Genomic DNA, 25,541 nt, shown 5'->3' with positions numbered 1-25,541 from the left:
CGAGATTCGAGATTCGAGAAAATTAGAAAGGTTGACGTGAAAGCGTCAACCTTTTTTTGTCTGGAGGTTTGTTTACTCGATTATTTAAGCGATTAGCTAACCTACACAGCAAGAGATCTCCTATTACGCTCATTCGTCGCTCTAGGAGATGACGAGAATAGGTGTAGTGAATCCAAGACAACATCAATGATGCGCCATCAAACCACACCAAATCGTTATCCCTCTTCTCGCCATCATTCCCTACAGTGAGGGACGAACGTGATAGGGAATCTGCTTATTGAGAACGTAAGCCCTAGCCACATTCAAACTCCGACCTTATACTCATGTAAAACAATTAATTGGAAAGATCATGAGCTTCGAACTTCACCCGCAACTTGCGAAAGACACCACACTTATCGGCGAATTTCCACTGAGCTTAGCCCTGCTACACAAAGATAACGCAGTGCCTTGGGTTATCTTGGTACCAAAACGTGCCAACCTAAAAGAGTTGCACCACTTACCAATGAAAGAGCAACAGCAGTTCCTACATGAATCTCAGGCGGTAAGCCAAGCATTAGAAGCAACGTTCCAACCAGACAAATTGAACCTTGGTGCGCTGGGTAATATGGTGCCACAACTGCACATCCACCATATTGCACGCTTCAAAGACGACATTGCTTGGCCCGGCCCAGTATGGGGTAATACAAAAGGCGAACAGCGCAGTGAAGAAGATCAAGCCGCTATCCTGACTCGTATCCAAAACGTTCTGTCACTGAGCTCTATCTTCAAGAAAGCATAATTCGAGTTCATCTCATTGAGCTTTAAAGCAAAACACTTCAGAAAAGACACATAACAAAAAGCCGCTCATCTTAGATAAGCGGCTTTGTCATTTTCTAATCTCGCCTTTTTCAACGAGAGTCTGAAGACCGAACTACATCATCACGTTAAGCGACAAACCATCTTGCTTGCTGATGGTGTAGCGAATACGCGTTGTATGACCATGCTTATTCGTATCGACCAAGCGAGAAACTTTCCCTTTCTTGACCCAAACACTCAGCATCGCATCGACGCCATCTTCACTCATGCCAAACTTTGCAGCGAGCTCTTTACGAGCCGCAACGCCGTGGCTATCAATGTATTGATGAAGTTCAGTTAAAATCATACTACTTGCACCTCTAGTGCTTTCTGCTTACTGCCCACTTTCTTGAAGACGCGATACGTCACCACAAAACCACCAGCAATCGCCACCATCCATACTGCACTTGTCACAGGATGCGCAGCAAAGTTTGCCGCTTGGTAGTAGAAAGTCGCACCAAAGTAACCAAGAGCCATCGTCCAAACCGCGATGAAGCGTGCAAACGTCTGACCAAATTCACGAACATAAGCACCCATCGCGGCCACACAAGGCGTGTAAAGCAGGATAAGAATCAAGTAAGCGAATGCCGCATGACCAGATACAAACTTGTCTTTCAAGTTACCAAAGATAGAGGTATCGACTTCTTGGTCAGCTGCTACAGAATTAGAGTCAGACAAGTCGCCAACTTCAATACCTAATGGATCTGAGTAGCTCAATCCGGCTAGGTTTTCAGGGATCGTCATTACCGCTTCTTGCAGGCTTGCTGCTAAGTCAAACTCAGCTGCTTCTTCATCAGAAGGCGTTGTATATAGGCTATTTAATGTACCAACAACGGCTTCTTTAGCGAAAATACCTGTGATGATACCAACCGTTGCAGGCCAGTTCTCTTCAGTAATACCAATTGGTTGGAATACAGGTGTTACAACTTGAGCTGCTCTAGACAGTACTGAGTTTTCGCTATCTTCGTTACCAAAGCTGCCGTCCATACCTAGAGAGTTTAGGAAGCTAAGAATAGCCACAACCATCACGATTGTTTTACCTGCACCAAGTACGAAACGCTTCAGCTTCTGCCAAGTTTTCAACATTACGTTTTGCACTGTCGGCAATTCGTAATCTGGCATTTCCATCACTAAGCTATCACTGCTACCTGGGTAGATCGTGTTTTTCAGGAACAAACCCGTAAATACAGAAGCAACGATACCCATGATGTACAGAGCGAATACTACGTTTTGTCCTGCACCTGGGAAGAACGCCGCCGCGAACAGTGCGTATACCGGTAAACGAGCACCACATGACATAAACGGCGCCATTGATGCTGCTAGTTTACGTTCGCGCTCTTGGTCAAGAGTACGAGTTGCCATGATTGAAGGCACGTTACAACCAAAGCCCAGTACAAGTGGGACAAATGCTTTACCCGGTAAACCAATCTTCTGCATCACTTTATCAAGTACAAATGCAGCACGAGCCATGTAGCCTGAGCTTTCTAGTACCGCTAAGAATAGGTAAAGCGCTGCGATAACAGGAATAAAGGTCGCAACCGTTTGGATACCGCCGCCAATACCATCAGCAAGTACAGTGACTAACCAAACTGGTAAATGGCCATCTAATAAGTGGTGTCCACCATCAACTAATATTGCTCCAACACCAATATCGAAGAAGTCGATAAACGCACTACCGATATTGATAGAGAACATGAACATTAGGTACATGATAACGAAGAAGAAAGGAATACCGACCCATTTGTTCAAAATGAATTGGTCTGCTTTCTCTGTAAAGTTACGGCTTAGTTTGCCTTCGCTGCGACGAACACGTTTACAAAGGTCATGTAAGAAAGTGTATTTAGCGTCAGCAACAGCAAGGTCAATATCGAAATCGGCACCAAGACGCACGCTATCAATTTGAGTGCGAGTTTGTGGGGCTAAACCATTCAATACCAAGTAATCATTTTCTAAAGCACGAATCGCTAGCGCTCGGTGAGATACGTCAGCATCATCAAATTGTGACTCAACAGAAGGGATAAGAGCTTCTAACGCGGCATCGTAATCAATAGAGATAGGGTCAAGGCTCACACCTTGAACAAGCAGTTTATGCAGACGCTCTTTAAAGCGAACCACTTGACCTTTATCGTTTGCAGACAAGCTTAGAACTGGGCAACCTAGCTCTTTCTCTAGTGCTTTAAGGTTAATCACCTGACGTTCGCGCTTTAATACATCCATTTTGTTCAACACAACGATCATTGGGCGACCCAACTCACGCAGCTGTAATGTCATATATAAGCTTCGTTCTAGACAGTTAGCGTCGACAACATTGATGATCACATCTGCTGGGTGAGTTAAAACAGCGCGAGACGCGATAGACTCATCGATGCTGTTCGCATCATTACCACTGTCTAGTGCGTAGATACCCGGTAAATCCGTTAGTTGAAACTGATCACCAGCGTGCGAGTATAAACCCGTCTTCTTTTCAACAGTGACACCAACCCAGTTACCAACGTGCTGCTTAGCACCAGTCAGTGCGTTGAACAGTGTTGTTTTACCACTATTAGGGTTACCAACGGTAAGAACTTGATAATCCATTTAGATAACCTCGATTTGTTCTGCAATGCTTTCACGAATGGCGATAGAAACACCTCTCACTTCAACTTGAAGCGGATCACCCATAGGTGCACGGCGGATAAGCGTCACCTCGGTTTTTGGCAACATACCCATGACCATAAGTTTCTTCCTTACGTCTGGTGTTAAACCTGTTAGTGCAACAATAGAAGCCGCCTTTCCTTGCTCTAGTTGTGAGAGTTTCATAAGTACCCAATTCGTGACTGATAATGAGAAAGATTGTTATTAACGCCATGATACACATACATGCCCACAATTCTATTGTGTGAAATCAATGTTTTCGAAAATACATACTCGTAAGTTTCGTTAAAAACGTTTACGTCAAAAACGTTACTTTCAACAACTAGCGAGAACTACCTCACTAGTACAAACCCTCCCAAACAAAAACAAATCATTAATTATCAATCACTTGAGACAATGTCGGTTTTCTCATAGGTATCTGTCGTTAATTTTATAAGTAAAATAAGTAGCTGGACGTATAGTTACTCCATCGAAGAGAAACTACTTCTCTTTAATTTTATTCCAGAGGTGATATGGCTTTGCTATATCACTCCGGCAGCAAGCGAAGGTGTCGTTGGCACCCGTGGTATAGTCCCCCCGGCTATGCCACGATATTTTTTTCTTCCCTTTGTTTTATCCCAACAACCTTTTTAAACTCCCCATTTATCTCGTATCTCGTATCTCGTATCTCGTATCTCGTATCTCGTATCTCGTATCTCGTATCTCGTATCTCGTAGAAGCATAAAAAAGCCCCAACACGAATGTCGAGGCTAAAGTATCTTTATTTATGTTCTAGCTGAGTATCCGCTGCGTGCTACTCTTCGTTGTTTTCAGCAAACTTAGATGGTGACATGCCAAAGTGGTGCTTAAACCTTTGACTGAAATAGGAAGGGTCATTGAACCCCGAATCAAACGCCACATCAGAGATCTTCTCTCCAGCGAGTAAGCGCTCACACGCATGCTCTAGACGTACTTCATTCAAGTGCTCTTTGAAGGTCTTGTTGTAAGCCGATTTAAAGCGTCTCTGTAAGCTTCTCTCAGACATAAACAAATACTTAGCGGCAGTTGCAGTACTGAACTCGGCATCAGCGTAGTTTTCACTCACAAGCTGCGACACTCTGTTCTTCCACTCTTGTTCCGCTGTCAGTTTTTGTTGCTCTGGTGTTGAGGCGGCAAGCTTAATGGTTTCAATCTGTTCAATTGTGCTGGCTTCAAGATTGTCGAGTACTTGATACTCAATTGGCCACGAAAGCTGAACCTTATTTTGAGACTCCGAAACAAAGGCATTAAGCTCACCACCGCTCTGATTCATCAATAGCGGCAGCTTTTCGATGTTAAGGTCGGTCGACTTTCCGGTATTGTCACCCATGCTTGATGCCAGTTTAGGGAAAGGCATCCCATGATCTCGAATGGTCACAACAAGATGCTCCTTAACCTCTTCAACCAGAACCACCATACTCTGCGACTTAAAGTTTCTCTTGATGATGCTCCCGACCAAGCTATTGAAGATAATATCGAGATTAAAATACAGCAACGAGACATATCGTTGTTTTGTTTCGACTTTAATATCCAGTTCAATACCGGCTTTGGTTAAGTCATCCTGCCAAGCTTTGAGTACCACCTCTAAGATTAAAATTATATCGTAACAAACTTGCCCTTCTCCTTGAGGCGTATTACTCAATTGAGCTAAGCCATTTTTCAAGGTTAGAATCGGCGACTTCCCGAGCTCGTCATTCCAATTCGGGAGCATCGCAGCAATATGATTCACTTCAGAAGAGAGTTCATTGGCAGTGTGAGACACAAGCGCATTCTTCACGGATAGCTGCTTTTTAAGCTGTTGATTAGTGGCGAGTAATATCCGGCTTTGGTGCCTCAATTGGTCTGTCTTCAGTGCAACTTGCGCTTTTAAGTGCCGGTTGGCAAAAGTGACATAACGCGAACGCCAAAAGACTAAGATAGTCACAACGCCAATCAGTAATATCAGAGAGCTTGCTGCAGCCCAATTGGTCAGATACCAAGGCTCCGCAATCGAGAAGCTTTGATTGGTTGACACAAAGCGATAATGGGAGCCTTTAACCGGCTTCACTTCAAGTGTGTAATCCCCTGGAAGAAGATGATCGAGCGTTAACAAGCCCCCTTCAAACTCACTCCAAGGTTCATCGTCGCTCAGTCGGTATTCCATCGCAGGTGCGAACGTTGCTGGTAAGATACCTAGCTTAAATCCCATCGATGAACCATAAGGAATCTCATCCAGCTCTGCCGTTTTCCCGCCAAGTGATACCGTTTGTTGGTCGACACTTATCTTACTCAACAAGGCACGGCTATGAGGTGTAGTTGATACCAGTAACTCGTTAGATAACGCGCTGACTACACCATACTTTGAGCCGAAAACAAGCCTCGAAGGTTGGCTATCTTGACTGTAAAAAAGAGCACACGCTCCTGCCGCCAGTTCATTGGTGATCAAACCAAATGGCGAACCTATGTGTTTATGCAGTTGCCCATCCAATCCGTAATAACTGATGCCTTTCGAAGAGCCTAACCAAACACCATTGTCATCGCTTATCAGGCAGTTGGGGCTAATATTGTCTTCAACAAGAGTGATTTCTTGAATAATAGAGCTGTCATCCGGGATTCGATACACGCCATAACTGCTCGCAAACCACTGCGCTCCATCCTTCGCTTTTTCAATATCGACGACTTTGCCAAACCGTTCGCTGGAACGACTAAAGCTAATTCGTTTATCAATGAACGAGTAGAAGCCATGATCCGTTCCTATATAGATGCGACCTAGCAAGCCTACATTGAGAGCGGTGATCTTCGCAGGCAAGAACTTGTCGACTAACCAGTCAGTGCCATAACTCGTCAGTTTCATGGTTTCGATAGATAACGAATAGAGGTTTTGCCCAGAGGTCATCCAAAGAACGTTATCGGCTTGAAGCGCAAGGTTTTCAACACGCACTCCCTCAATTGGCCTTGGTAAATCAAGGGCTTCGGGTTGTAGTGTTTCCGTATTTAGACTGATGATACCTTGTTCGGTCGCCAACCAAATGGAAGAGCCAAAGATCTCAAAATCATTAACAGGGTTAGAGTAAACACGAATTGGGTTCTCTTCATTTTCAGAATCAACCAAGTAGAGCCCCATTGAAGACGCGACCCAAGATAACTGGTCACTGACAGGCAGTACTTTATTGATCACCACACTACTCGAATGCATGCCCATTCCAGTTAGGGGTGTTCTCGAGAAGGTTTTGCTGAACAGTGAGAAGTATCGGATACCGTTGTTTGTCGCAACCCACATACCACCAGCATGATCGTTTATCAACGAATATATTTTCTCACCCGGTAACGAGAAGTCTTGACTAGCGGCTTGTTCGAATCGAGTAATTTGTCCCGTAATAAAGTTGTAGCTAATAAGGCCGTGCTCTGTACCAATCCAATACTGGTCCGAAGTTTCGGCCAACGAGAGAACATGCGACCCTTTAACGATGGTCTCTTTGTCTGGGTTCGCGAGATCAACAATCACAGCACCATTTAAAGTACCGATCACTAACTCACGTCGAGCATTCGAAAAATAAACCGTCTCAATATGGTTTTTGTCTGATGCGGTGACATGGGTAAACTCTTGATTCTCTGAAAGGTAAACGCCAGAACTGGTCGCTAGCACCCACTTTGATAGTACCCACTCAGCGTCGTTAATCGCAATGTCACTGCTGTTATTGTATCGGTACAGTTTAAGTAGAGAGTAGGTGTTGAATTCTAAAGATTGAGTGTTGTAGGTATAGAAATTACTGCCGTCAGTAACCCAAATATAATCGCCTGATGCACCGATATTCGCTATTTCAGCGCCGGGACTTAGGCTAAACGCCAATTCGCTGCCAATTCCAGGGTTATGTCGATAGACCTCATTGTCGAAAAATGTCCAAAACTCATCGTTCAGAAAGGCGACTCTTTCCGAAGAAAATTGCAGTAAGCTTCCCTTGCGAGGGAATAGAGTTCGACCATCGTAAAAGAGTACTTTTCCATGCACATCATGAACCCAGAGCCCACCTCCGGCACCTAAATACAAGTTTTTAGCCGCAAGGAAATTCCCTTGCGCTTGAACGGGCAAAGGATAGAAAACGGAGGGCGAGGTATTTACCGCTAGAACGCTAAATGAAATGCTCATTAACATGAACATTTTGAAGATAATTCGATACAACTCTTAATCCTGAACAGCAACAACACATGAAATTTTGGGTACCACAACGTCTTATCGTTGCTAAACCAAAAACTGAGTTTTTTTGTGCTTATTATTATCTTTCCATTTTAGCGGAAATTAGAAAAGGAGAAAGGAGGTTTGTTATTTGTTAGGAGGTTTTATCTTAGCGGTCACGAAAATGCCGCAAAAAGCGGCATGATTCATAAATTAACGAGAGCAAAGTAGAGTAAAGAATACTCGTTTATGACTTACTTCTCGTCTAAGCAACTTGTATAGCTATCTGTAAGTTGCTGAAGAAAATCGAAATAGCTTCCACTCTTCACTTCAACTGTTGAACCGACAGGGTCAAGCTGACCTTGTTTTGCGTTACTTCCGCGCGTCACTGATTCAATCACAGCAGGAGTGAATTGAGGCTCAGAAAACACACATTGAACGTTTTCACGTACTATCGTTTTCTTAATAGCGATCAGGCTTTTTGCACCCGGCTTACGCTCTGGGCTCACCGTAAAGTGACCTAAGTTATTTAGCTCAAACTCTTGCTCAAAGTAACCATACGCGTCATGAAAAACGTAGTAACCTTTGTCTTTCACGGGTGCAAGTTGATCTCGAATAGACTGTTGCTTCTCTTTCAATGCAATCAGGAATGAATCGAGATTCTCTTGGTACGCCATTGCGTTGTCTGGATCAGATTCAATCAACTTAGCTGAGATGTATTTTGCAGCTACTTCAACTTGCTCGATACCTAACCAAAAATGCGGGTCATGGCTACCGTGGTGGTGCCCTTCATGTGCATCGTGGTCATGCTCTTCGTGTCCGAACTCTCGCAAGTTGATTCCGGGAATATCACTGATCTTGATAACATTTTCTTTTGAACCAATCACCTTAGTCAGAAAGGCTTCTAGGTCAGGGCCGAACCAGATGACCATATCGGCACTATGAACTTTTTTGACATCCGATGGCTTAAGCGCATAATCATGCGGCGAAGCATTGCTGTTCATCAACACATCCGGCTCACTAACGCCTTGCGTTAATTCTGTCACAATCATTTGAATTGGTTTAAAGCTTGTTAGAATAGTATTGGCACTTGCGACACTTGGCGCTAAAAGCAAAGTAGCAAGTATAAAAGATGAACGTGACATAATCCCTCGATAATAGAAAAGTAGCTTAGGCTTGAGGTAAATGTTACATTATAACATTAGCGAATTGCAAATGAGTTCTATTCATGGATAACTTAATCCAACTAGATTCTGTGAGCGTCGAATTTGACGGTCGAAAAGTTCTAGACAACATCTCTCTAAATTTAGAGCGCGGCAGAATCACCACCCTGATTGGACCAAACGGTGCAGGAAAGTCGACATTAGTAAAAGTGGTACTGGGTTTACAGACCAAATTTTCAGGCACAATAACAAAAGCTAAAAAACTGAAAATTGGCTATGTACCACAAAAATTAAAGCTCAATGATTCCCTACCGCTCAACGTAGAGCGTTTTCTAAAACTCACTGGCAATTTCAGTCAGCAAGAGATCCTTGAAGCATTGAAGCTTGTTGGTGCTGAACATCTGCAGAAGAGTAACATGCACCAACTATCTGGCGGAGAAAACCAACGTGTGCTCATTGCTCGTTCATTGCTAAGAAGACCAGATCTACTGGTTCTCGATGAACCGGCTCAAGGCGTCGACGTTCAAGGGCAAATAGACCTGTATGACTTGATTGACACCATTCGCCACCGCTTTGGTTGTGCCGTATTTATGGTTTCACACGATCTGCATTTAGTGATGGCAAAAACAGACGATGTTATCTGTTTACACCACCACATCTGTTGCTCAGGCGCACCTGCAGACATCAAACACCATCCTTCGTATATTGCGCTCTTTGGCACCGCGACCCAAGAGACGCTAGCGTTTTATCATCACCAACACGAACATCACCATCATGATCTCGCAGGCCAGCCTGTCGAAGGCGACGTGCATGAATGTTCAAACCATAAACACGGACACCACTAATGCTTGAGTTTCTTCTTCCCTCTATTTTGGCGGGTTTGGGTATTGCACTAATTGCAGGCCCACTAGGTTCATTCGTGGTGTGGCGTAAGATGGCTTACTTTGGTGACACGCTTGCTCACGCTTCTTTGATGGGCTTAGCACTTGGCTTTCTGTTCAACATTAACTTGTATTTCGCGCTGCTGATTTGTTGTTTGATGCTGGCCGTGTTGCTAGTGACTTTACAAAAACAAAAGCTGGTCGCGACCGATACCCTACTCGGTATTTTGGCGCACAGTGCGCTATCACTTGGTTTGGTTGCTGTCAGTTTCTTAGATAACGTTCGTGTTGACCTAATGAGCTACCTATTTGGTGACTTGCTGGCAGTATCTCCAACGGATTTAGTGTTCATCTATGCGGGTGCTGCTGTGATTGGATTAGTACTTGCTATCTTTTGGCGACCACTACTATCAACGACGGTTAACGAAGATCTCGCGGCGGTTGATGGCATCAACATTGATTTAATGCGTCTGATTCTGATGCTATTGGTCGGTATCGTGATTGCTGTCGGTATGAAGTTTGTTGGTGCGTTAATCATGACATCGCTACTGATTATTCCTGCAGCAACGGCAAGGAAGTTCTCGAGCACACCTGAGCAGATGGCCTTCCTTGCATCAATTATTGGCTCTATCGCTGTATTCGGTGGATTAAGCTTGTCTTGGTTCTATGATACGCCTGCTGGCCCGTCTGTGGTTATCAGTGCGGCAGCAATGTTTATGCTATCTCAAATGGTTAGAAGTCGAGCTTAGCACTTAGCAGTACGATCTCGTATCTCGAAAACATAAAAAAAGGCTTGGTCAGTGACCAAGCCTTTTTAATATCGTTTCAATTAACTTCTATCTCAATCGATAAAAGCCAGCTGATTACCAACCCGTGATTTCACGTAGGCCTTTACCGATGTCAGCAAGAGACTTAACAGTCTTAACGCCTGCTGCTTCTAGTGCTGCGAATTTATCTTCAGCAGTACCTTTACCGCCAGAGATGATTGCGCCTGCGTGGCCCATACGTTTGCCCGGAGGAGCAGTAACACCAGCGATGTAAGATACAACTGGCTTAGTTACGTTTGCTTTGATGAAATCAGCCGCTTCTTCTTCCGCAGTACCACCGATTTCACCAATCATTACGATTGCTTCAGTTTCTGGGTCTTCTTGGAAAAGTTTCAAGATATCAATGAAGTTTGAACCTGGGATAGGGTCACCACCGATACCAACACATGTAGACTGACCAAAGCCTTCATCTGTTGTTTGCTTAACTGCTTCGTATGTCAGAGTACCGCTGCGAGATACGATACCTACTTTACCCTTCTTGTGGATGTGACCAGGCATGATACCAATCTTACACTCGTCTGGAGTGATAAGACCTGGACAGTTAGGACCGATCATGCGAACGCCAGTTTCTTCTAGCTTCACTTTAACGTCGATCATATCTGTTGTAGGGATACCTTCAGTGATCGTTACGATCAGTTCGATACCTGCATCAATCGCTTCTAGGATTGCATCTTTACAGAAAGGAGCTGGTACGTAGATAACTGTTGCTGTTGCGCCAGTTACTTCTACCGCTTCACGTACTGTGTTGAATACTGGAAGGCCTAGGTGAGTTTGACCACCTTTACCAGGTGAAACACCACCAACCATTTGCGTACCGTATGCGATAGCTTGGTCTGAGTGGAATGTACCTTGACCGCCAGTGAAACCCTGACAGATTACTTTAGTGTCTTTGTTAATTAATACAGACATTATTTAGCCTCCGCAGCAGCAACAACTTTCTGAGCAGCATCTGTTAGAGATTCAGCTGCAATGATATCAACATCAGAATTAGCAAGTACTTCGCGACCTAGGTCTGCGTTTGTACCTTCTAGACGAACAACTACAGGAACTGTTACGCCGACTTCTTTAACTGCACCGATAATACCTTCAGCGATCATGTCACAACGAACGATGCCACCGAAAATGTTTACGAGTACTGCTTTAACATTGTCATCAGAAAGGATGATCTTGAATGCTTCAGCTACACGCTCTTTAGTCGCGCCGCCGCCTACATCAAGGAAGTTTGCTGGCTTGCCGCCGTGTAGGTTTACGATATCCATCGTACCCATCGCAAGGCCTGCACCGTTAACCATACAGCCAACGTTGCCATCTAGTGCTACGTAGTTCAGTTCCCACTGTGCTGCGTGTGCTTCGCGCTCATCTTCTTGAGATGGATCGTGCATTTCACGTAGTTTAGGCTGACGGTACATCGCGTTTGAGTCGATGTTGATCTTACCGTCTAGACAAAGCAGGTTGCCTTCGCCAGTAATGACAAGCGGGTTGATTTCTAGTAGAGCTAGGTCGTACTGAGAGAACATTTTGCCAAGACCCATGAAGATCTTAACGAACTGTTTGATTTGATCGCCAACTAGACCAAGTTTGAACGCAAGTTCACGGCCTTGGTAAGCTTGAGGGCCTACTAGAGGATCGATCGCTGATTGGTGAATCAACTCTGGAGTTTCTTCAGCGATTTTCTCAATGTCCACACCGCCTTCAGTTGACGCCATGAATACAATTTTACGCGTTGCGCGGTCAACAACAGCACCTAGGTAAAGTTCGTTAGCAATGTTTGATGCTTCTTCAACTAGGATCTTTGTTACAGGCTGACCATTAGCGTCTGTTTGGTAAGTCACTAGGTTTTTACCTAGCCACTTTTGTGCAAACTCTTTAACGCCTTCTTTGGTGTCATGTAGCTCTACGCCGCCCGCTTTACCGCGGCCACCAGCATGTACTTGACACTTAACGACTTTCTTGGCTGTACTGATACGACCTGCAGCTTCGAAAGCTTCTTGTGCAGTATCACATGCGAAACCTTCTGGTACAGGCAAACCGAATTCTGCAAACAGCTGTTTGGCTTGGTATTCATGCAAATTCATTTTGATATTCCGTTTATTTTCCCTTAAGGGATTATTATTTCCATAACGACACAGTTTCCTGTGTTACGTCTGTAGGGTCTTCTCAAAACAACTGCTGTCCATTTTCTAATGGCTTTACAGTTCAATTGAAGGCCAGACGTTGAGCAGCCTAGCCTTTGAAACTTTTTACGTCTAGCTAACGGGGTTAACTAGACGTTTTAGCGATACTAAACGTCTAATAGCAGACGTGCAGGATCTTCTAGAAGCTCTTTGATGGTCACTAGGAAGCCAACTGATTCACGGCCATCGATTAGACGGTGGTCGTAAGAAAGCGCTAGGTACATCATTGGTAGAATCTCTACCTTGCCATCAACAGCCATTGGACGGTCTTGGATTTTGTGCATACCCAAAATTGCCGCTTGAGGTGGGTTGATGATTGGCGTAGACATTAGAGAACCAAATACACCACCGTTTGTGATAGTGAAGTTACCACCCATCAGTTCATCAACCGTTAGCTTGCCGTCACGGCCTTTGATTGCTAGCTCTTTGATGCCTTTTTCGATATCAGCGAAACCTAGTGTGTCACAGTCTTTAAGTACTGGAGTCACTAGACCACGTGGCGTAGATACCGCCATGCTGATGTCGAAGTAGTTGTGGTAAACGATATCTGTACCATCAATAGAAGCGTTCACTTCTGGGAAACGTTTTAGCGCTTCTGTTACTGCTTTCACGTAGAAAGACATGAAGCCAAGACGCGTATCGTGACGTTTCTCGAATTGGTCTTTGTACTGCTTACGAAGGTCCATGATTGGCTTCATGTTCACTTCGTTGAAAGTAGTCAGCATTGCTGTGCTGTTTTTCGCTTCTAGAAGACGGTTTGCAACTGTCTTACGCAGGCGAGTCATAGGCACGCGTTTTTGGCTGCGAGCCGCTGCTGGCGCTTCAACTGCTGGTGCAGATGCTGCTGCCGGAGCCGCTTTCGCTGCTGCTAGGTGTGCGTCGATGTCTTCACGAGTAATACGACCACCAACACCAGTGCCTTTAACGTCAGCTGGTTGTAGGTTGTGCTCAGCAAGCAGGCGACGAACAGCTGGGCTTAGTGCGTCGTTGTTCTCTTCTGTTAGCGCAGCTTTATGGCGCTTATCAGGAGATGCTTCTGTATCTTCAGTGGTGTCTTTCGTTGGTTCACCAGCGACAGCACCCGGCTTGATTTTAGCCAAAAGCTGCTTAGAAAGTACCGTAGCACCCTCTTCTTCGATGATAGCTTCCAGAACACCCGCTTCAGGAGCAGGTACTTCTAGAACTACTTTATCTGTTTCGATATCTACAATGACTTCATCACGTGCAACCGCTTCGCCCGGTTTTTTGTGCCAAGTAGCAACTGTTGCATCAGCCACAGATTCAGGTAAATCTGGAACCAGAATTTCAATTGTCATGTGCGTATTTTCCTTTTACTTCTAGTTCTTAAGTAGGGTCAAAGCGTCGTCAACTAACGCTTTTTGTTGTTTCAAGTGTACTGACATATAGCCAACAGCTGGTGATGCTGATGCAGGACGACCTGCGTATTGAATATCAGCACCTACTGGGATAGCAGCTCGGAAATTATGTTGGCTACTGTACCAAGCACCTTGGTTTTGTGGCTCTTCTTGACACCAAACGTAATCGACTACATTTGTGTACTGTGCGATGGCAGCTCTCACGTCCTCATAAGGGAACGGGTAAAGTTGCTCAATACGTACAATAGCGACATCGTCTTGCTCGTTCTTACGTCTTTGGTCAAGCAGGTCAAAGTAAACCTTACCTGAACAGAACACGACGCGTTTTACGTTCTCAGGAGCCAGATCATCAATTTCTGCGATAGCTGGTTGGAACGTGCCTTCTGCCAAATCTTCAAGAGAAGAAGTACACAGAGGGTGACGAAGCAATGACTTAGGTGACATTACAATCAGTGGACGACGCATTGGTCGAACAACCTGACGGCGAATCATGTGGTAAACCTGAGCTGGTGTTGAAGGAACAACAACCTGCATGTTTTGTTCAGCACATAACTGAAGGTAACGCTCAAGACGTGCAGAAGAGTGCTCCGGGCCTTGGCCTTCATAACCGTGAGGAAGCAGCATAGTTAGACCACATAGACGTGCCCACTTTTGCTCACCTGATGAAATGAATTGGTCGATAACAACTTGTGCACCGTTTGCGAAGTCACCAAATTGAGCTTCCCAAAGGGTTAGACCGCTTGGCTCTGCTGTCGCGTAACCATACTCAAATGCGAGTACCGCTTCTTCAGATAACACAGAGTCAAACACTTGGAATGGCCCTTGTTTATCATGAATGTTCGCAAGAGGAACATACGTGCTTGCATCTGATTGATTGTGCAGTACTGAGTGACGGTGGAAGAACGTACCACGACCTGAATCTTGGCCTGAGATACGAATACGCTTACCGTCGTCAACAAGTGTTGCGTATGCCAGAGTTTCAGCCATACCCCAATCGACTTGTTTCTCACCATTCACCATGGCAGTACGATCGTTGTACAGTTTATTTACTCGGCTTTGCAGCTTGTGGCTGTCCGGGTATTGACAAAGTTTGGTACCAAGCTCTTTCAGGCGCTCGATATCAATCTTGTTATCCCACTCGATGTTCCAGTCGTGACCTAGGTAAGGAGACCAGTCTACTGAGTGAAGTGCCATTGGACGCCACTCTTTAACCACAACTTCACCGTGATCAAGTGCATCACGATATTCGTTAACTAGCTGAGTTGCTGTATCAATACCAAACTCACCGCGCTCCATTAGCACGTCAGCGTAAAGCTTACGTGGTGTTGGGTGCTTCTTGATTTTTTGGTACATCAAAGGCTGTGTTGCATTCGGCTCATCGGCTTCATTGTGACCGTGGCGACGGTAACAAACCAAATCAATAACAACATCACGCTTAAACGTATTACGGTAATCCAATGCAAGACGCGCAACAAACGCAACCGCTTCTGGATCATCAGAGTTAACGTGGAAAATCGGAGCCTGAACCATCTTCGCGATATCGGTACAGTACATCGTAGAGCGTGTATCGCGAGGGTTAGACGTTGTAAAACCAACTTGGTTGTTTACAACGATACGAACCGTACCACCTACACAGAAACCACGAGCTTGAGACATGTTAAACGTCTCTTGTACTACACCCTGACCAGCGATAGCTGAGTCACCGTGGATAGTAATTGGAAGTACACGGCTACCATCATTATCACCAAGGCGATCTTGACGTGCACGTACTGAACCGATAACTACCGGGTTTACGATTTCTAAGTGAGATGGGTTAAATGCTAGTGCTAAGTGAACGTTGCCGCCTGGCGTTGCGAAGTCCGCAGAGAAGCCTTGGTGGTATTTCACATCACCAGTACCCCACGTGTCATCGTGCTTGCCCGCAAACTCGTCAAACAGGTCTTGTGGCTTTTTACCAAGCACGTTGACCAACATGTTTAGACGACCACGGTGAGCCATACCAACAACAACTTCACGCATGCCTTGTCCGCCAGCATGACGAATAATTTCTTTCGTCATTGGGATAAGAGCATCACCACCTTCCAACGAGAAGCGTTTTGCGCCTGGGAATTTCGCACCAAGATAGCGCTCAAGACCTTCAGCAGCAGTTAGCTCTTCTAGGAAAGCTTGCTTTTCTTCTTTGTTGAAAGAGGGTTGACCAGATACAGACTCTAAACGTTGTTGGATCCAACGCTTTTGCTCTGTATTTGTCATGTGCATGTATTCAGCACCAATAGAGCCACAATACGTTTGCTTTAGAGATTTGTAGAGATCTTTAAGCACCATCGTCTCTTGGCCAATGGCGTAAGAGCCGACGTTGAACGTCTCATTGAGGTCATCTTCGGTAAGAGTGTGGAAAGAAGGGTCCAGTTCATCAACTGTCGCTCTTTTCCATAAACCTAGGGGGTCTAGATTTGCTGCTTGATGCCCTCGGAATCGATAGGCATTAATAAGTTGCAGAACCTTTACTTGTTTCGCATCGACATCTGGATCACTAACTTGGACACTGTAATGCTTTGTTTCTTGAGCGAGTCGACGGAAGTATTCACGAACACGAGAGTGTGGTTGTTCCACTGTCTCTGAAGCTTGCACAGGCAGTTCTTCAAAAACACTTCTCCATTCGTCACTTACCGAATCTGGGTCACTTAGATACAGTTCATAGAGTTCTTCTACGTACGTTGCATTGGCGCCAGCCAAGTGTGAAGACTCGAGCCATGCCTTCATCACGCCGTTGTGCATATTTTCCCTTAACCAGTAGTTTTCACGTTTGCTGCGGTCTATGCCGAGCTATTAAAAGGCCGCCCCAAAACTTCTAGGGCGGCAATTTTTATATAACTTAAACCGAACGATTCACTAGCATGGTCTTGATGTGACCAATAGCTTTCGTCGGATTTAATCCCTTAGGACAAACACTTACACAATTCATGATGCCATGGCAACGAAAAACGCTAAATGCATCATCAAGATCGGACAAACGTTCGTCTGTCGCTGTATCTCGGCTATCAATTAGCCAACGGTACGCTGCAAGCAGGCCTGCTGGTCCGATGAATTTGTCAGGGTTCCACCAGAATGATGGGCATGACGTTGTACAACATGCACACATGATACATTCGTACAATCCATCTAAATGAGCACGCTCATCAGGGCTTTGTAAGTTTTCACGAGCCGGTGGCACATTGCCATCAGACACTAAGAATGGCTTCACTTTTTCGTAGTTATCGTAGAACTGAGTCATGTCTACAATCAGGTCACGAACAACGGGTAAGCCAGGCAGTGGGCGAATCACAATCTTGTCTTGGCCCGAAAGCGCAGACAATGGCGTGATACACGCTAGGCCATTTTTACCGTTCATGTTCAAACCATCCGAGCCACATACACCTTCACGGCATGAGCGACGGAATGAGATTGTTGGGTCTTGCTCTTTCAACAGAATAAGCGCATCCAAAAGCATCATGTCTGAACCTTCATCCACTTCTAGAGTGTATTCCTTCATATAAGGTTTCTGGTCGACATCTGGATTGTAACGATATAAAGAGAAATTCAGTTTCATGGTCATATCTCCTTAGTACGTACGTGCTTTTGGTGGGAACGCTTCACGATGGATAGGTTCCATGTTTACACCACGCTTAGTCATGCTCTCTGACTCTGGGTTGTAAAGTGAGTGGCATAGCCATTGCTCATCATCACGGTCAGGGAAATCGAATCGAGCGTGTGCGCCACGGCTCTCTGTACGGAAATTTGCAGCAACAGCCGTTGCGAATGCCGTTTCCATCAAGTTTTCAAGCTCTAGACACTCGATACGTTGAGTGTTGAACTCTGTAGACTTATCAGATAGGTGTGCATTTTTCAGACGCTCGCGAATCGCTTTTAGCTCTTCTAGGCCTTCAGCCATTGCTTTGCCTTCACGGAATACTGAGAAGTTGTTCTGCATACATTGCTGAAGATCTTTACGGATTTGCGCTGGATCTTCGCCGTCTGTGCTGTTTTCCCAACGGTTGTAACGCTCTAGTGAACGCTCAATGTCAGCTTCAGTTGCAGGTTTCGCTTCGTCTTGCTTCTTCAGTGTCTCACCTAGGTGTAGACCTGTCGCACGACCAAATACCACCAAATCAAGCAGTGAGTTACCACCTAGACGGTTGGCACCATGTACTGATACTGATGCGATTTCACCACAAGCAAATAGACCTTGGATTTCAACATCGCTGCCGTCTTCGGTTTGCTTAATAGCTTGACCAGAAACTTGTGTTGGAACACCACCCATCATGTAGTGACATGTCGGGATTACTGGGATTGGCTCTTTCACTGGATCAACGTGAGCAAAGGTACGAGAAAGTTCACATACACCAGGAAGACGAGATTCAAGCGTCTCTTTACCTAAGTGATCAAGCTTAAGCTTAATATGTGGACCCCAAGGGCCATCGCAACCACGACCTTCACGAATTTCAACCATCATTGAACGAGCAACAACATCACGACCCGCTAAGTCTTTAGCGTTTGGTGCGTAACGTTCCATGAAGCGTTCGCCGTCTTTATTGAGAAGGTAACCACCTTCACCACGACAACCTTCCGTTACCAATACACCTGCACCAGCGATACCCGTTGGGTGGAACTGCCACATTTCGATGTCTTGCATAGGAACGCCAGCACGAATCGCCATACCAACACCGTCACCAGTATTAATATGTGCATTGGTTGTTGATGCGTAGATACGACCAGCACCTCCGGTAGCAAGGATTGTTGCCTTCGCTTTGAAGTAGCAAACCTCACCGGTTTCCATGCAAAGCGCAGTAGTACCTAAGATTGCACCATCTTCGTTCTTAACAAGATCCAGTGCATACCACTCAGAGAAAACAGTCGTTTTGTGTTTAATGTTTTGTTGGTAAAGCGTGTGAAGCAGAGCGTGACCAGTACGGTCGGCTGCAGCTGCGGTACGAGCCGCTTGCTCACCACCAAAGTTTTTAGATTGACCACCGAAAGGACGCTGGTAAATAGTACCGTTCTCAAAACGAGAGAAAGGTAGGCCCATTTTTTCGAGTTCGATTACCGACTCAGGACCGTTTTTACACATGTATTCGATAGCGTCTTGGTCACCGATGTAATCAGAACCTTTTACTGTGTCATACATATGTTGTTCCCAATGGTCTTCATGCGCGTTACCAAGAGCAACAGTGATGCCGCCTTGCGCTGAAACCGTATGAGAACGAGTAGGGAAAACTTTAGAAAGCAATGCACAAGAAAGGCCTTGCTCAGAAATTTGCAGTGCGGCACGCATACCTGCACCACCAGCGCCGATAACTACGGCATCAAACTCACGAACAGGAATAGTCACTTACGCACCCCACAAAATAAACAGACCAGAGAAGAAATATCCAAGAAGAACTGCAACAACACCGACTTGAAGACCAACACGCAGTTTTGCGCATTTGATGTAGTCAGTTAGTACTTGCCATAGGCCGATCCACGCGTGAACCAAAACAGAAGTAAGCGCTAACATGGTGAAGACTTTAGTGAAGGTTCCACCAAAGAATTGCGTCCAAGATGCGTAAGAGATATCACCAGAGAAAGCACAGAAGCTAACTAGGTAGATAGTGTAAAGCGTCATAATGATGGCAGTTGCACGAATCAATAGATAATCGTGGACACCATTACGACCAAAAGTAGAAACGTTGTTTACCATACTAAGATCCCCGCTAGTAGAGACAATACCGCTGTTGCTGCGAATGCAACCTTAGCGCTCTTAGCGCCAGATTCCAGCTCTTCAAAGTGACCAAGGTCCATAAGAAGGTGACGAATACCACCAGCAATGTGGTAAGCCAAAGCGGTTAAAATGCCCCACAGAATAAACTTCACGAAGAAACCATCGACAATGTCGCTAGCTTCGGCAAAGCCTACTGGGGATGAGAGGGAAATGGATAGTAACCAAAGCAGAATTCCAATCGCGACAAAAGTTATCACCCCAGACACACGGTGTAGGATGGAAGCTATTGCTGTGATTGGAAAGTGGATGGTCTGTAAATCTAAATTAACAGGTCTTGTCTTTCTTTCTTTCACGGGCTTGCTCACTCAGCTCCATTGAGCATTATGGTCATTAAATAACCTTATGATATTGTTATGGACAAAATTTGATTGTAAACCTTCAAAATTTAACATTAACTTAACAAATAACTGAAGTTGAGCCTTAGATAATTGTAAAATAATTGTTAACTGCTCGATTAAGAAAGACACCTCACATTTCTTCTTAGCCTTGCATTTATAAGGTTTTAACCAAACTTTTCAGCGTCACTATACGACTGGCAACATTCTAATACAATTGATGTAACAAATAATGCTACACAGACCAGATTTTTAACGAATTTAATGTAAAAAACACTAACAAGTGCACACAAAGCTTCAGAAAAATTGACTTTCCCACGTAAGACCAGTAAAAAAATGGCACATAAACATCCTGGACGGATTAAATAATAAACAAAGGAGATTGTTATGGCGGATAAGAAAGCTACCCTTCACATTGAAGGTCAAGCGCCAATCGAGCTGCCGATTACAGAAGGTGTACTTGGTACTCCAGTGATCGATGTTCGTACACTAGGTTCTAATGGTTTTTTCACTTTTGACCCTGGTTTTCTTGCCACTGCATCCTGTGAGTCTCAAATCACTTTTATTGACGGTGGAAAAGGCATTCTTTTACATCGTGGTTATCCAATCGACCAACTTGCCAATAACGCTGATTACTTAGAAGTATGTTACATACTTCTTTACGGTGAAGCCCCATCTCGAGCTGAGTACGAAAAGTTCAAGACTACCGTGACACGTCACACTATGGTGCACGAGCAAATCGCTAGTTTCTTCCACGGCTTCCGTCGTGACGCTCACCCTATGGCTGTAATGTGTGGTGTTGTAGGCGCTCTAGCGGCGTTCTACCACGACTCACTTGATGTCAACAACGATACACACCGTGAAATTGCGGCATACCGCCTGATTTCAAAAATGCCAACACTGGCTGCAATGTGTTACAAATATTCAATCGGTCAGCCGTTTATCTACCCACGTAACGACCTAGGCTACGCAGAAAACTTCTTACACATGATGTTTGCAAACCCATGTGAAGAGTATGAAGTGAACCCTATCGTTGCTCGTGCAATGGATAAGATTTTCACTCTACATGCTGACCACGAACAGAACGCTTCTACGTCTACAGTGCGTCTTGCTGGTTCATCTGGTGCTAACCCGTTTGCGTGTATCGCAGCAGGTATCGCATCACTTTGGGGCCCAGCTCACGGCGGTGCAAACGAAGCTTGTCTGCGCATGCTTGAAGAGATCGGTAGCGTAGATAACATTGAAGAATACGTTGCGAAAGCAAAAGACAAAGATGACCCATTCCGTTTGATGGGCTTCGGTCACCGTGTTTACAAGAACTACGACCCACGTGCAACAGTAATGCGCGAAGCGTGTCACGAAGTGCTTAAAGAGCTAAACATCCAAGATCCACTACTAGACGTGGCGATGGAACTTGAGCGTATCGCTCTTTCTGATGAGTACTTTGTTTCTAAGAAGCTATACCCGAACGTAGATTTCTACTCAGGTATCATTCTGAAAGCAATCGGTATTCCAGTATCTATGTTTACAGTAATCTTCGCGATGTCTCGTACCATCGGTTGGATTGCTCACTGGAACGAAATGCACAGCGATCCGACGAACCGTATCGGTCGTCCTCGTCAGCTATATACTGGTGAAGAACAACGTGACTTTAAAGCACTTCACGAACGTGAATAGTTGCTATAAATCATAATGTTAAAAGGGGTTGATGTGAGAACATCAACCCCTTTTCTTTTGTACGCTCTCAACTTCGTCATCCTCAAGAATGCGAAGTGAACGAATAAAATAATATCGTCATCCCCAAGAACGAGGGACGAATGAGTTGGGGATCTCCTTAAGCGAGCAGATAAACTATACAGGTTACCTGCTCAATTCTAGAGAACGACGCATACACTCGACTCGTACCCCTTATCTCGCATCTGCTCTTAAACTGGGTTATCGATATCAATAAACTCAACATCCAAGCCATGTTCTTCCGCTAACCATTCACCTAACGCTTTTACACCGTATCGCTCAGTCGCGTGGTGGCCAGCAGCAAAATAATGAATGTCTTGCTCGCGTGCTGAGTAAGTAGTGCGCTCAGAAATTTCACCAGAAATAAAAGCATCAATGCCTTGAAAAGCCGCTAGCTCAATGTAGTCTTGACCACCACCAGTACACCAACCGACGGTCGTTATCATTTTGTCTTGGTTTTCTGGAGCGATATGCAGTGGTTTACGATTTAGAGCTTGATCGATTTTTGCTGCGAATTCAGTACCTGTCATTGGTGTTTTTAATTTACCAAACATAGCAACCGATTGTGGGTGCCCTTCCAAACCGCCTTCGACTTCTATCTCAAGTAACTCCGCCAGTTTCGCGTTATTACCAAGCTCAGGGTGGATATCAAGCGGCAAGTGATAACCTAAAAGATTGATGTCATTTTTAATCAAGGTACGAATGCGCTTGCCCTTCATGCCACGAATCGCTTCTGACTCGCCTTTCCAGAAAAAGCCGTGATGGACTAACAAAGCGTCTGCGTTCAGTTCTACCGCTTTATCAATCAAGGCTTGAGAAGCTGTTACACCAGTAACGATTCGCTTCACTTCTGTCGCGCCTTCAACTTGAAGACCATTAGGACAGTAATCTTTAATCTGCTGTGGCTGCAGTTTTTCGTTAAGTAGCTTTTCTAATTGTAAGTTAATCATTTTTCTTTCCAGCTTACCTTTATAATAACGTCGTTATATCAATTTACGGGTAGAATGTCGAAAGCCCCACGATGAGTTTATGAGGAAGAGATGACAGCACTGCAACGTTTTTACCAATGGGTCATCGACTCACCGCCATTACTAGAAATCAAGCCACCGGTTTCGGATCTCAGTGCATTCTCTAGCAACCATGCCATCGACTCATCACATACTTATGAGGGTAATCCTAGATTAGGTTTCCTCTACCAATATCTATGCGAGCAAGTGATCGCTGCCTCACCGAATTACTCGATAAAGCACGACGAGATTCAGATCAATGTGGAAGGCAGAACTCTCGGTGCAATCGACTTTATTCTTAAAGAGGAGAGCAGCCAAAAGCTGGAACATTGGGAAGTGGCGATTAAGTTTTATCTGCTCCACGAACAAACATGGTTTGGACCCAACTCTCACGACCAATTGGATAAGAAACTCGACAGGATGCTCAGCCACCAACTCGAAATGTCCTCTTCTGCCGCCTTTGTTGAGCAATATCCAGAAATCGATGTCGACTCAAAACACTTACTGATGCAAGGTCGTCTATATACCAACCCTTTCTTAGAGCAAAACATACCGACAAAATGCTTGGGCTATGACATTAACCCAAGCCAAGTAAACGGCTTTTGGTGCTATCAAGATCAGGCTCATTTAATCAGTGAACCACTGTATCCACTCACCAAAGAGCAATGGGCAGCAGGGACGGATGATTTCAGCAGTCAGCCGATCACCGAGTTCGGTGATCGCTTCGTCCATGGGCAAACAAAGTCGGGGCAATTCTGGTTTGTGATGCCACAAAGTTGGCCACACGGTTAGTCGTCTGAGCTAACTCAGTTACCTTTTCCCGCTTATACGTAACTAACACAAACAAAAAGGGTTGATGCTTTCACATCAACCCTTCTTCTATTTACTTAGCAACTCTAGTAATCGAGATTCGATTATAGGCCAGCGGCTGCAAATACTTGGTTAACAATCTCTTGAGCTTCTGCTTCGATTGCTTTCAGGTGCTCTTCACCCTTAAAGCTTTCACAGTAGATCTTGTAGATGTCTTCAGTGCCTGATGGACGCGCAGCAAACCAGCCGTTCTCAGTTGTCACTTTCAAGCCACCAATCGCAGCACCGTTACCTGGAGCGTGTGTTAAGCGTGCAGTAATTGCATCACCAGCCAACGTCTCAGCAGAAACCATCTCTGGAGATAGTTTCTTCAGCACGTCTTTTTGTGCGCCATTTGCTACCGCTTGAATACGGTTGTACTTAGATTCACCGTGTTTAGCAGCCAGCTCTTCGTAGTACTCTTGTGGGTTCTTACCTGTAACGGCTGTGATCTCAGCCGCAAGTAGGCAAAGAATTAGACCATCTTTATCTGTTGACCAAGGCGTACCGTCTTTACGTAAGAAAGATGCACCTGCACTCTCTTCACCACCAAAACCAAACTGACCGTTGTAAAGGCCATCAACGAACCATTTGAAACCAACTGGCACTTCACAAAGTTCACGACCTAAGTCTGCTACTACACGGTCGATCAATGCGCTTGATACCAAAGTTTTACCAACAGCAACCTCTTTACCCCAACCTTCACGGTTACGGTATAGGTAATCGATACAAACCGCTAGGAAGTGGTTTGGGTTCATTAGGCCTTTAGGCGTAACAATGCCGTGGCGATCGTAATCAGGGTCGTTACCAAACGCTAGTGCGTATTCATCTTTAAGTGCAAGCAAACCTGCCATTGCGTATGGAGAAGAACAGTCCATACGAACTACGCCATCTTTATCTAGAGACATGAATTGGAATGAAGGGTCAACCGCTTCACTTACCAGAGTAAGATCTAGATTGTACGCTTTACCAATTTGACGCCAGTAATCAATACCGCTGCCACCCAGTGGATCAACACCAATCTTGATGTTTGCTTTCTGGATCGCTTCCATATCCACGACGTTAACCAAATCAGCGACGTATGGCGCGACTAGGTCAACTTCTTTTACTAGCTCAGACTGTTTAGCCTGTGCGATAGGCGTACGCTTAACACCTTGCATTTGCTCAGCAATGATCACGTTCGCACGGTCTTCAATCGCTTGAGTCAGTTCAGCTTCAGCTGGGCCACCGTGTGTCGGGTTGTATTTAATACCGCCGTCTTGAGGTGGGTTATGTGAAGGCGTGATAACAATGCCGTCGGCTTTTTTGTCATTCACTAGGTTGTGCGTAAGAATCGCGTGCGAGATACCAGGTGTTGGAGTAAAGCCGTTGTTTTCTTGAATAATAACTTCAACACCGTTCGCTACAAGCACTTCGATAACCGTAGAGAACGCAGGCTCAGATAGAGCGTGAGTATCTTTACCTAAGAAAAGAGGGCCAGTTGTACCTTGCTCGGCACGAACTTCAGCAACCGCTTGTGCAATTGCTAGAATGTGGTTTTCGTTAAATGTTGATTTGTCTGCTGTACCGCGGTGACCTGAAGTACCGAAAAGTACTTTATGATCTGGGTTCGTAGCATCCGGTTGCTGTAAGAAATAGTTAGCAACTAAAGCCGGGATATTATGAAGATCTTCCTGCTGAGCTTTCTGCCCAGCACGAGGGTGCATAGCCATTTTTCGACATCCTTATATATAAAATTTTAAAACAAAAAAACCTCATA

The 25,541-nt window shown here is 45.0% G+C and carries 20 protein-coding genes; 5 read left to right on the top strand and 15 right to left on the bottom strand.

Annotated features, from left to right (window positions below; translation table 11 throughout):
• Positions 1-349: 349 nt before the first annotated feature.
• Positions 350-778, top strand: a complete 429-nt coding sequence (locus AB4161_RS12450; protein WP_017061937.1) for an HIT domain-containing protein — start codon at positions 350-352, stop codon at positions 776-778.
• A gap of 132 nt (positions 779-910) precedes the next feature.
• On the opposite strand, the gene AB4161_RS12445 is transcribed toward AB4161_RS12450, so the two are convergent.
• The 5 genes from AB4161_RS12445 to znuA all read right to left on the bottom strand — a co-directional run bounded on the left by AB4161_RS12445 (position 911) and on the right by znuA (position 8,784).
• Positions 911-1,141, bottom strand: coding sequence for a FeoC-like transcriptional regulator (locus AB4161_RS12445; RefSeq protein ID WP_017061938.1), 231 nt, complete (start codon positions 1,139-1,141; stop codon positions 911-913).
• Entirely contained in the window at positions 1,138-3,411 is a 2,274-nt protein-coding gene (gene feoB, locus AB4161_RS12440; RefSeq protein ID WP_017061939.1) for a Fe(2+) transporter permease subunit FeoB, read from the bottom strand. The genes AB4161_RS12445 and feoB overlap by 4 nt, the downstream gene beginning before the upstream one ends.
• A complete protein-coding gene (locus AB4161_RS12435) occupies positions 3,412-3,633 on the bottom strand; it encodes a FeoA family protein (RefSeq protein WP_004734203.1) in 222 nt (73 codons plus the stop codon).
• A 628-nt stretch (positions 3,634-4,261) separates the two neighbouring features.
• Complete coding sequence (locus tag AB4161_RS12430; RefSeq protein ID WP_240799172.1) at positions 4,262-7,624, bottom strand: helix-turn-helix domain-containing protein; 3,363 nt, start codon at positions 7,622-7,624, stop codon at positions 4,262-4,264.
• 269 nt (positions 7,625-7,893) lie between these two features.
• Positions 7,894-8,784 (bottom strand): zinc ABC transporter substrate-binding protein ZnuA, encoded by an 891-nt coding sequence (gene znuA, locus AB4161_RS12425; RefSeq protein WP_372083398.1) that lies wholly within the window; start codon positions 8,782-8,784, stop codon positions 7,894-7,896.
• 83 nt (positions 8,785-8,867) lie between these two features.
• Here znuA and znuC point away from each other — a divergent pair, with 83 nt between their 5' ends.
• The gene (gene znuC, locus AB4161_RS12420; RefSeq protein WP_017061943.1) at positions 8,868-9,647 is read left to right on the top strand and encodes a zinc ABC transporter ATP-binding protein ZnuC; all 780 of its coding nucleotides are present in this window, start codon (positions 8,868-8,870) and stop codon (positions 9,645-9,647) included.
• Positions 9,647-10,432: a zinc ABC transporter permease subunit ZnuB gene (gene znuB / locus AB4161_RS12415; protein WP_017061944.1), complete on the top strand. Its 786-nt coding sequence runs from the start codon at positions 9,647-9,649 to the stop codon at positions 10,430-10,432. The genes znuC and znuB overlap by 1 nt, the downstream gene beginning before the upstream one ends.
• Before the next feature lie 114 nt (positions 10,433-10,546).
• Here the strand turns inward: znuB and sucD are convergent, their stop codons facing one another.
• The 8 genes from sucD to sdhC all read right to left on the bottom strand — a co-directional run bounded on the left by sucD (position 10,547) and on the right by sdhC (position 20,162).
• Positions 10,547-11,419, bottom strand: a complete 873-nt coding sequence (sucD, locus tag AB4161_RS12410; protein ID WP_017061945.1) for a succinate--CoA ligase subunit alpha — start codon at positions 11,417-11,419, stop codon at positions 10,547-10,549.
• Positions 11,419-12,585, bottom strand: coding sequence for an ADP-forming succinate--CoA ligase subunit beta (gene sucC, locus AB4161_RS12405; RefSeq protein ID WP_019820479.1), 1,167 nt, complete (start codon positions 12,583-12,585; stop codon positions 11,419-11,421). Before sucC ends, sucD begins: the two co-directional genes overlap by 1 nt.
• Positions 12,586-12,791: 206 nt before the next feature.
• Entirely contained in the window at positions 12,792-14,000 is a 1,209-nt protein-coding gene (gene odhB / locus AB4161_RS12400; RefSeq protein WP_017056410.1) for a 2-oxoglutarate dehydrogenase complex dihydrolipoyllysine-residue succinyltransferase, read from the bottom strand.
• Positions 14,001-14,021: 21 nt separating this feature from the next.
• Positions 14,022-16,838: a 2-oxoglutarate dehydrogenase E1 component gene (sucA, locus tag AB4161_RS12395; RefSeq protein WP_017061946.1), complete on the bottom strand. Its 2,817-nt coding sequence runs from the start codon at positions 16,836-16,838 to the stop codon at positions 14,022-14,024.
• Between the two features lie 97 nt (positions 16,839-16,935).
• Positions 16,936-17,649, bottom strand: a complete 714-nt coding sequence (locus AB4161_RS12390; protein WP_010436773.1) for a succinate dehydrogenase iron-sulfur subunit — start codon at positions 17,647-17,649, stop codon at positions 16,936-16,938.
• 12 nt (positions 17,650-17,661) lie between these two features.
• Positions 17,662-19,428: a succinate dehydrogenase flavoprotein subunit gene (gene sdhA, locus AB4161_RS12385; protein WP_048606450.1), complete on the bottom strand. Its 1,767-nt coding sequence runs from the start codon at positions 19,426-19,428 to the stop codon at positions 17,662-17,664.
• Positions 19,429-19,776, bottom strand: coding sequence for a succinate dehydrogenase, hydrophobic membrane anchor protein (gene sdhD, locus AB4161_RS12380; protein WP_010436768.1), 348 nt, complete (start codon positions 19,774-19,776; stop codon positions 19,429-19,431).
• Positions 19,770-20,162 carry a succinate dehydrogenase cytochrome b556 subunit gene (gene sdhC, locus AB4161_RS12375; RefSeq protein ID WP_017061948.1) on the bottom strand — a complete coding sequence of 131 codons (393 nt, stop codon included), beginning with the start codon at positions 20,160-20,162 and terminating at the stop codon, positions 19,770-19,772. The genes sdhD and sdhC overlap by 7 nt, the downstream gene beginning before the upstream one ends.
• Before the next feature lie 417 nt (positions 20,163-20,579).
• Between sdhC and AB4161_RS12370 the strand changes: the two genes are divergently transcribed.
• Positions 20,580-21,869, top strand: coding sequence for a citrate synthase (locus AB4161_RS12370; protein ID WP_017061949.1), 1,290 nt, complete (start codon positions 20,580-20,582; stop codon positions 21,867-21,869).
• Positions 21,870-22,117: 248 nt separating this feature from the next.
• Here the strand turns inward: AB4161_RS12370 and AB4161_RS12365 are convergent, their stop codons facing one another.
• Positions 22,118-22,876 (bottom strand): Nif3-like dinuclear metal center hexameric protein, encoded by a 759-nt coding sequence (locus tag AB4161_RS12365; protein ID WP_372083397.1) that lies wholly within the window; start codon positions 22,874-22,876, stop codon positions 22,118-22,120.
• A gap of 90 nt (positions 22,877-22,966) precedes the next feature.
• Between AB4161_RS12365 and AB4161_RS12360 the strand changes: the two genes are divergently transcribed.
• Positions 22,967-23,725, top strand: a complete 759-nt coding sequence (locus AB4161_RS12360; RefSeq protein WP_017061951.1) for a DUF1853 family protein — start codon at positions 22,967-22,969, stop codon at positions 23,723-23,725.
• 122 nt (positions 23,726-23,847) lie between these two features.
• Here AB4161_RS12360 and pgm read toward each other — a convergent pair whose 3' ends face one another.
• Complete coding sequence (pgm, locus tag AB4161_RS12355; RefSeq protein ID WP_061034159.1) at positions 23,848-25,494, bottom strand: phosphoglucomutase (alpha-D-glucose-1,6-bisphosphate-dependent); 1,647 nt, start codon at positions 25,492-25,494, stop codon at positions 23,848-23,850.
• Positions 25,495-25,541: the final 47 nt, after the last annotated feature.

This window comes from Vibrio sp. 10N.286.51.E5 (assembly GCF_041469125.1).
Classification (GTDB): domain Bacteria; phylum Pseudomonadota; class Gammaproteobacteria; order Enterobacterales; family Vibrionaceae; genus Vibrio; species Vibrio crassostreae_C.
Note: the sequence above shows the minus strand (reverse complement) of the source record. Positions and strands in the feature narration are given on the sequence as shown.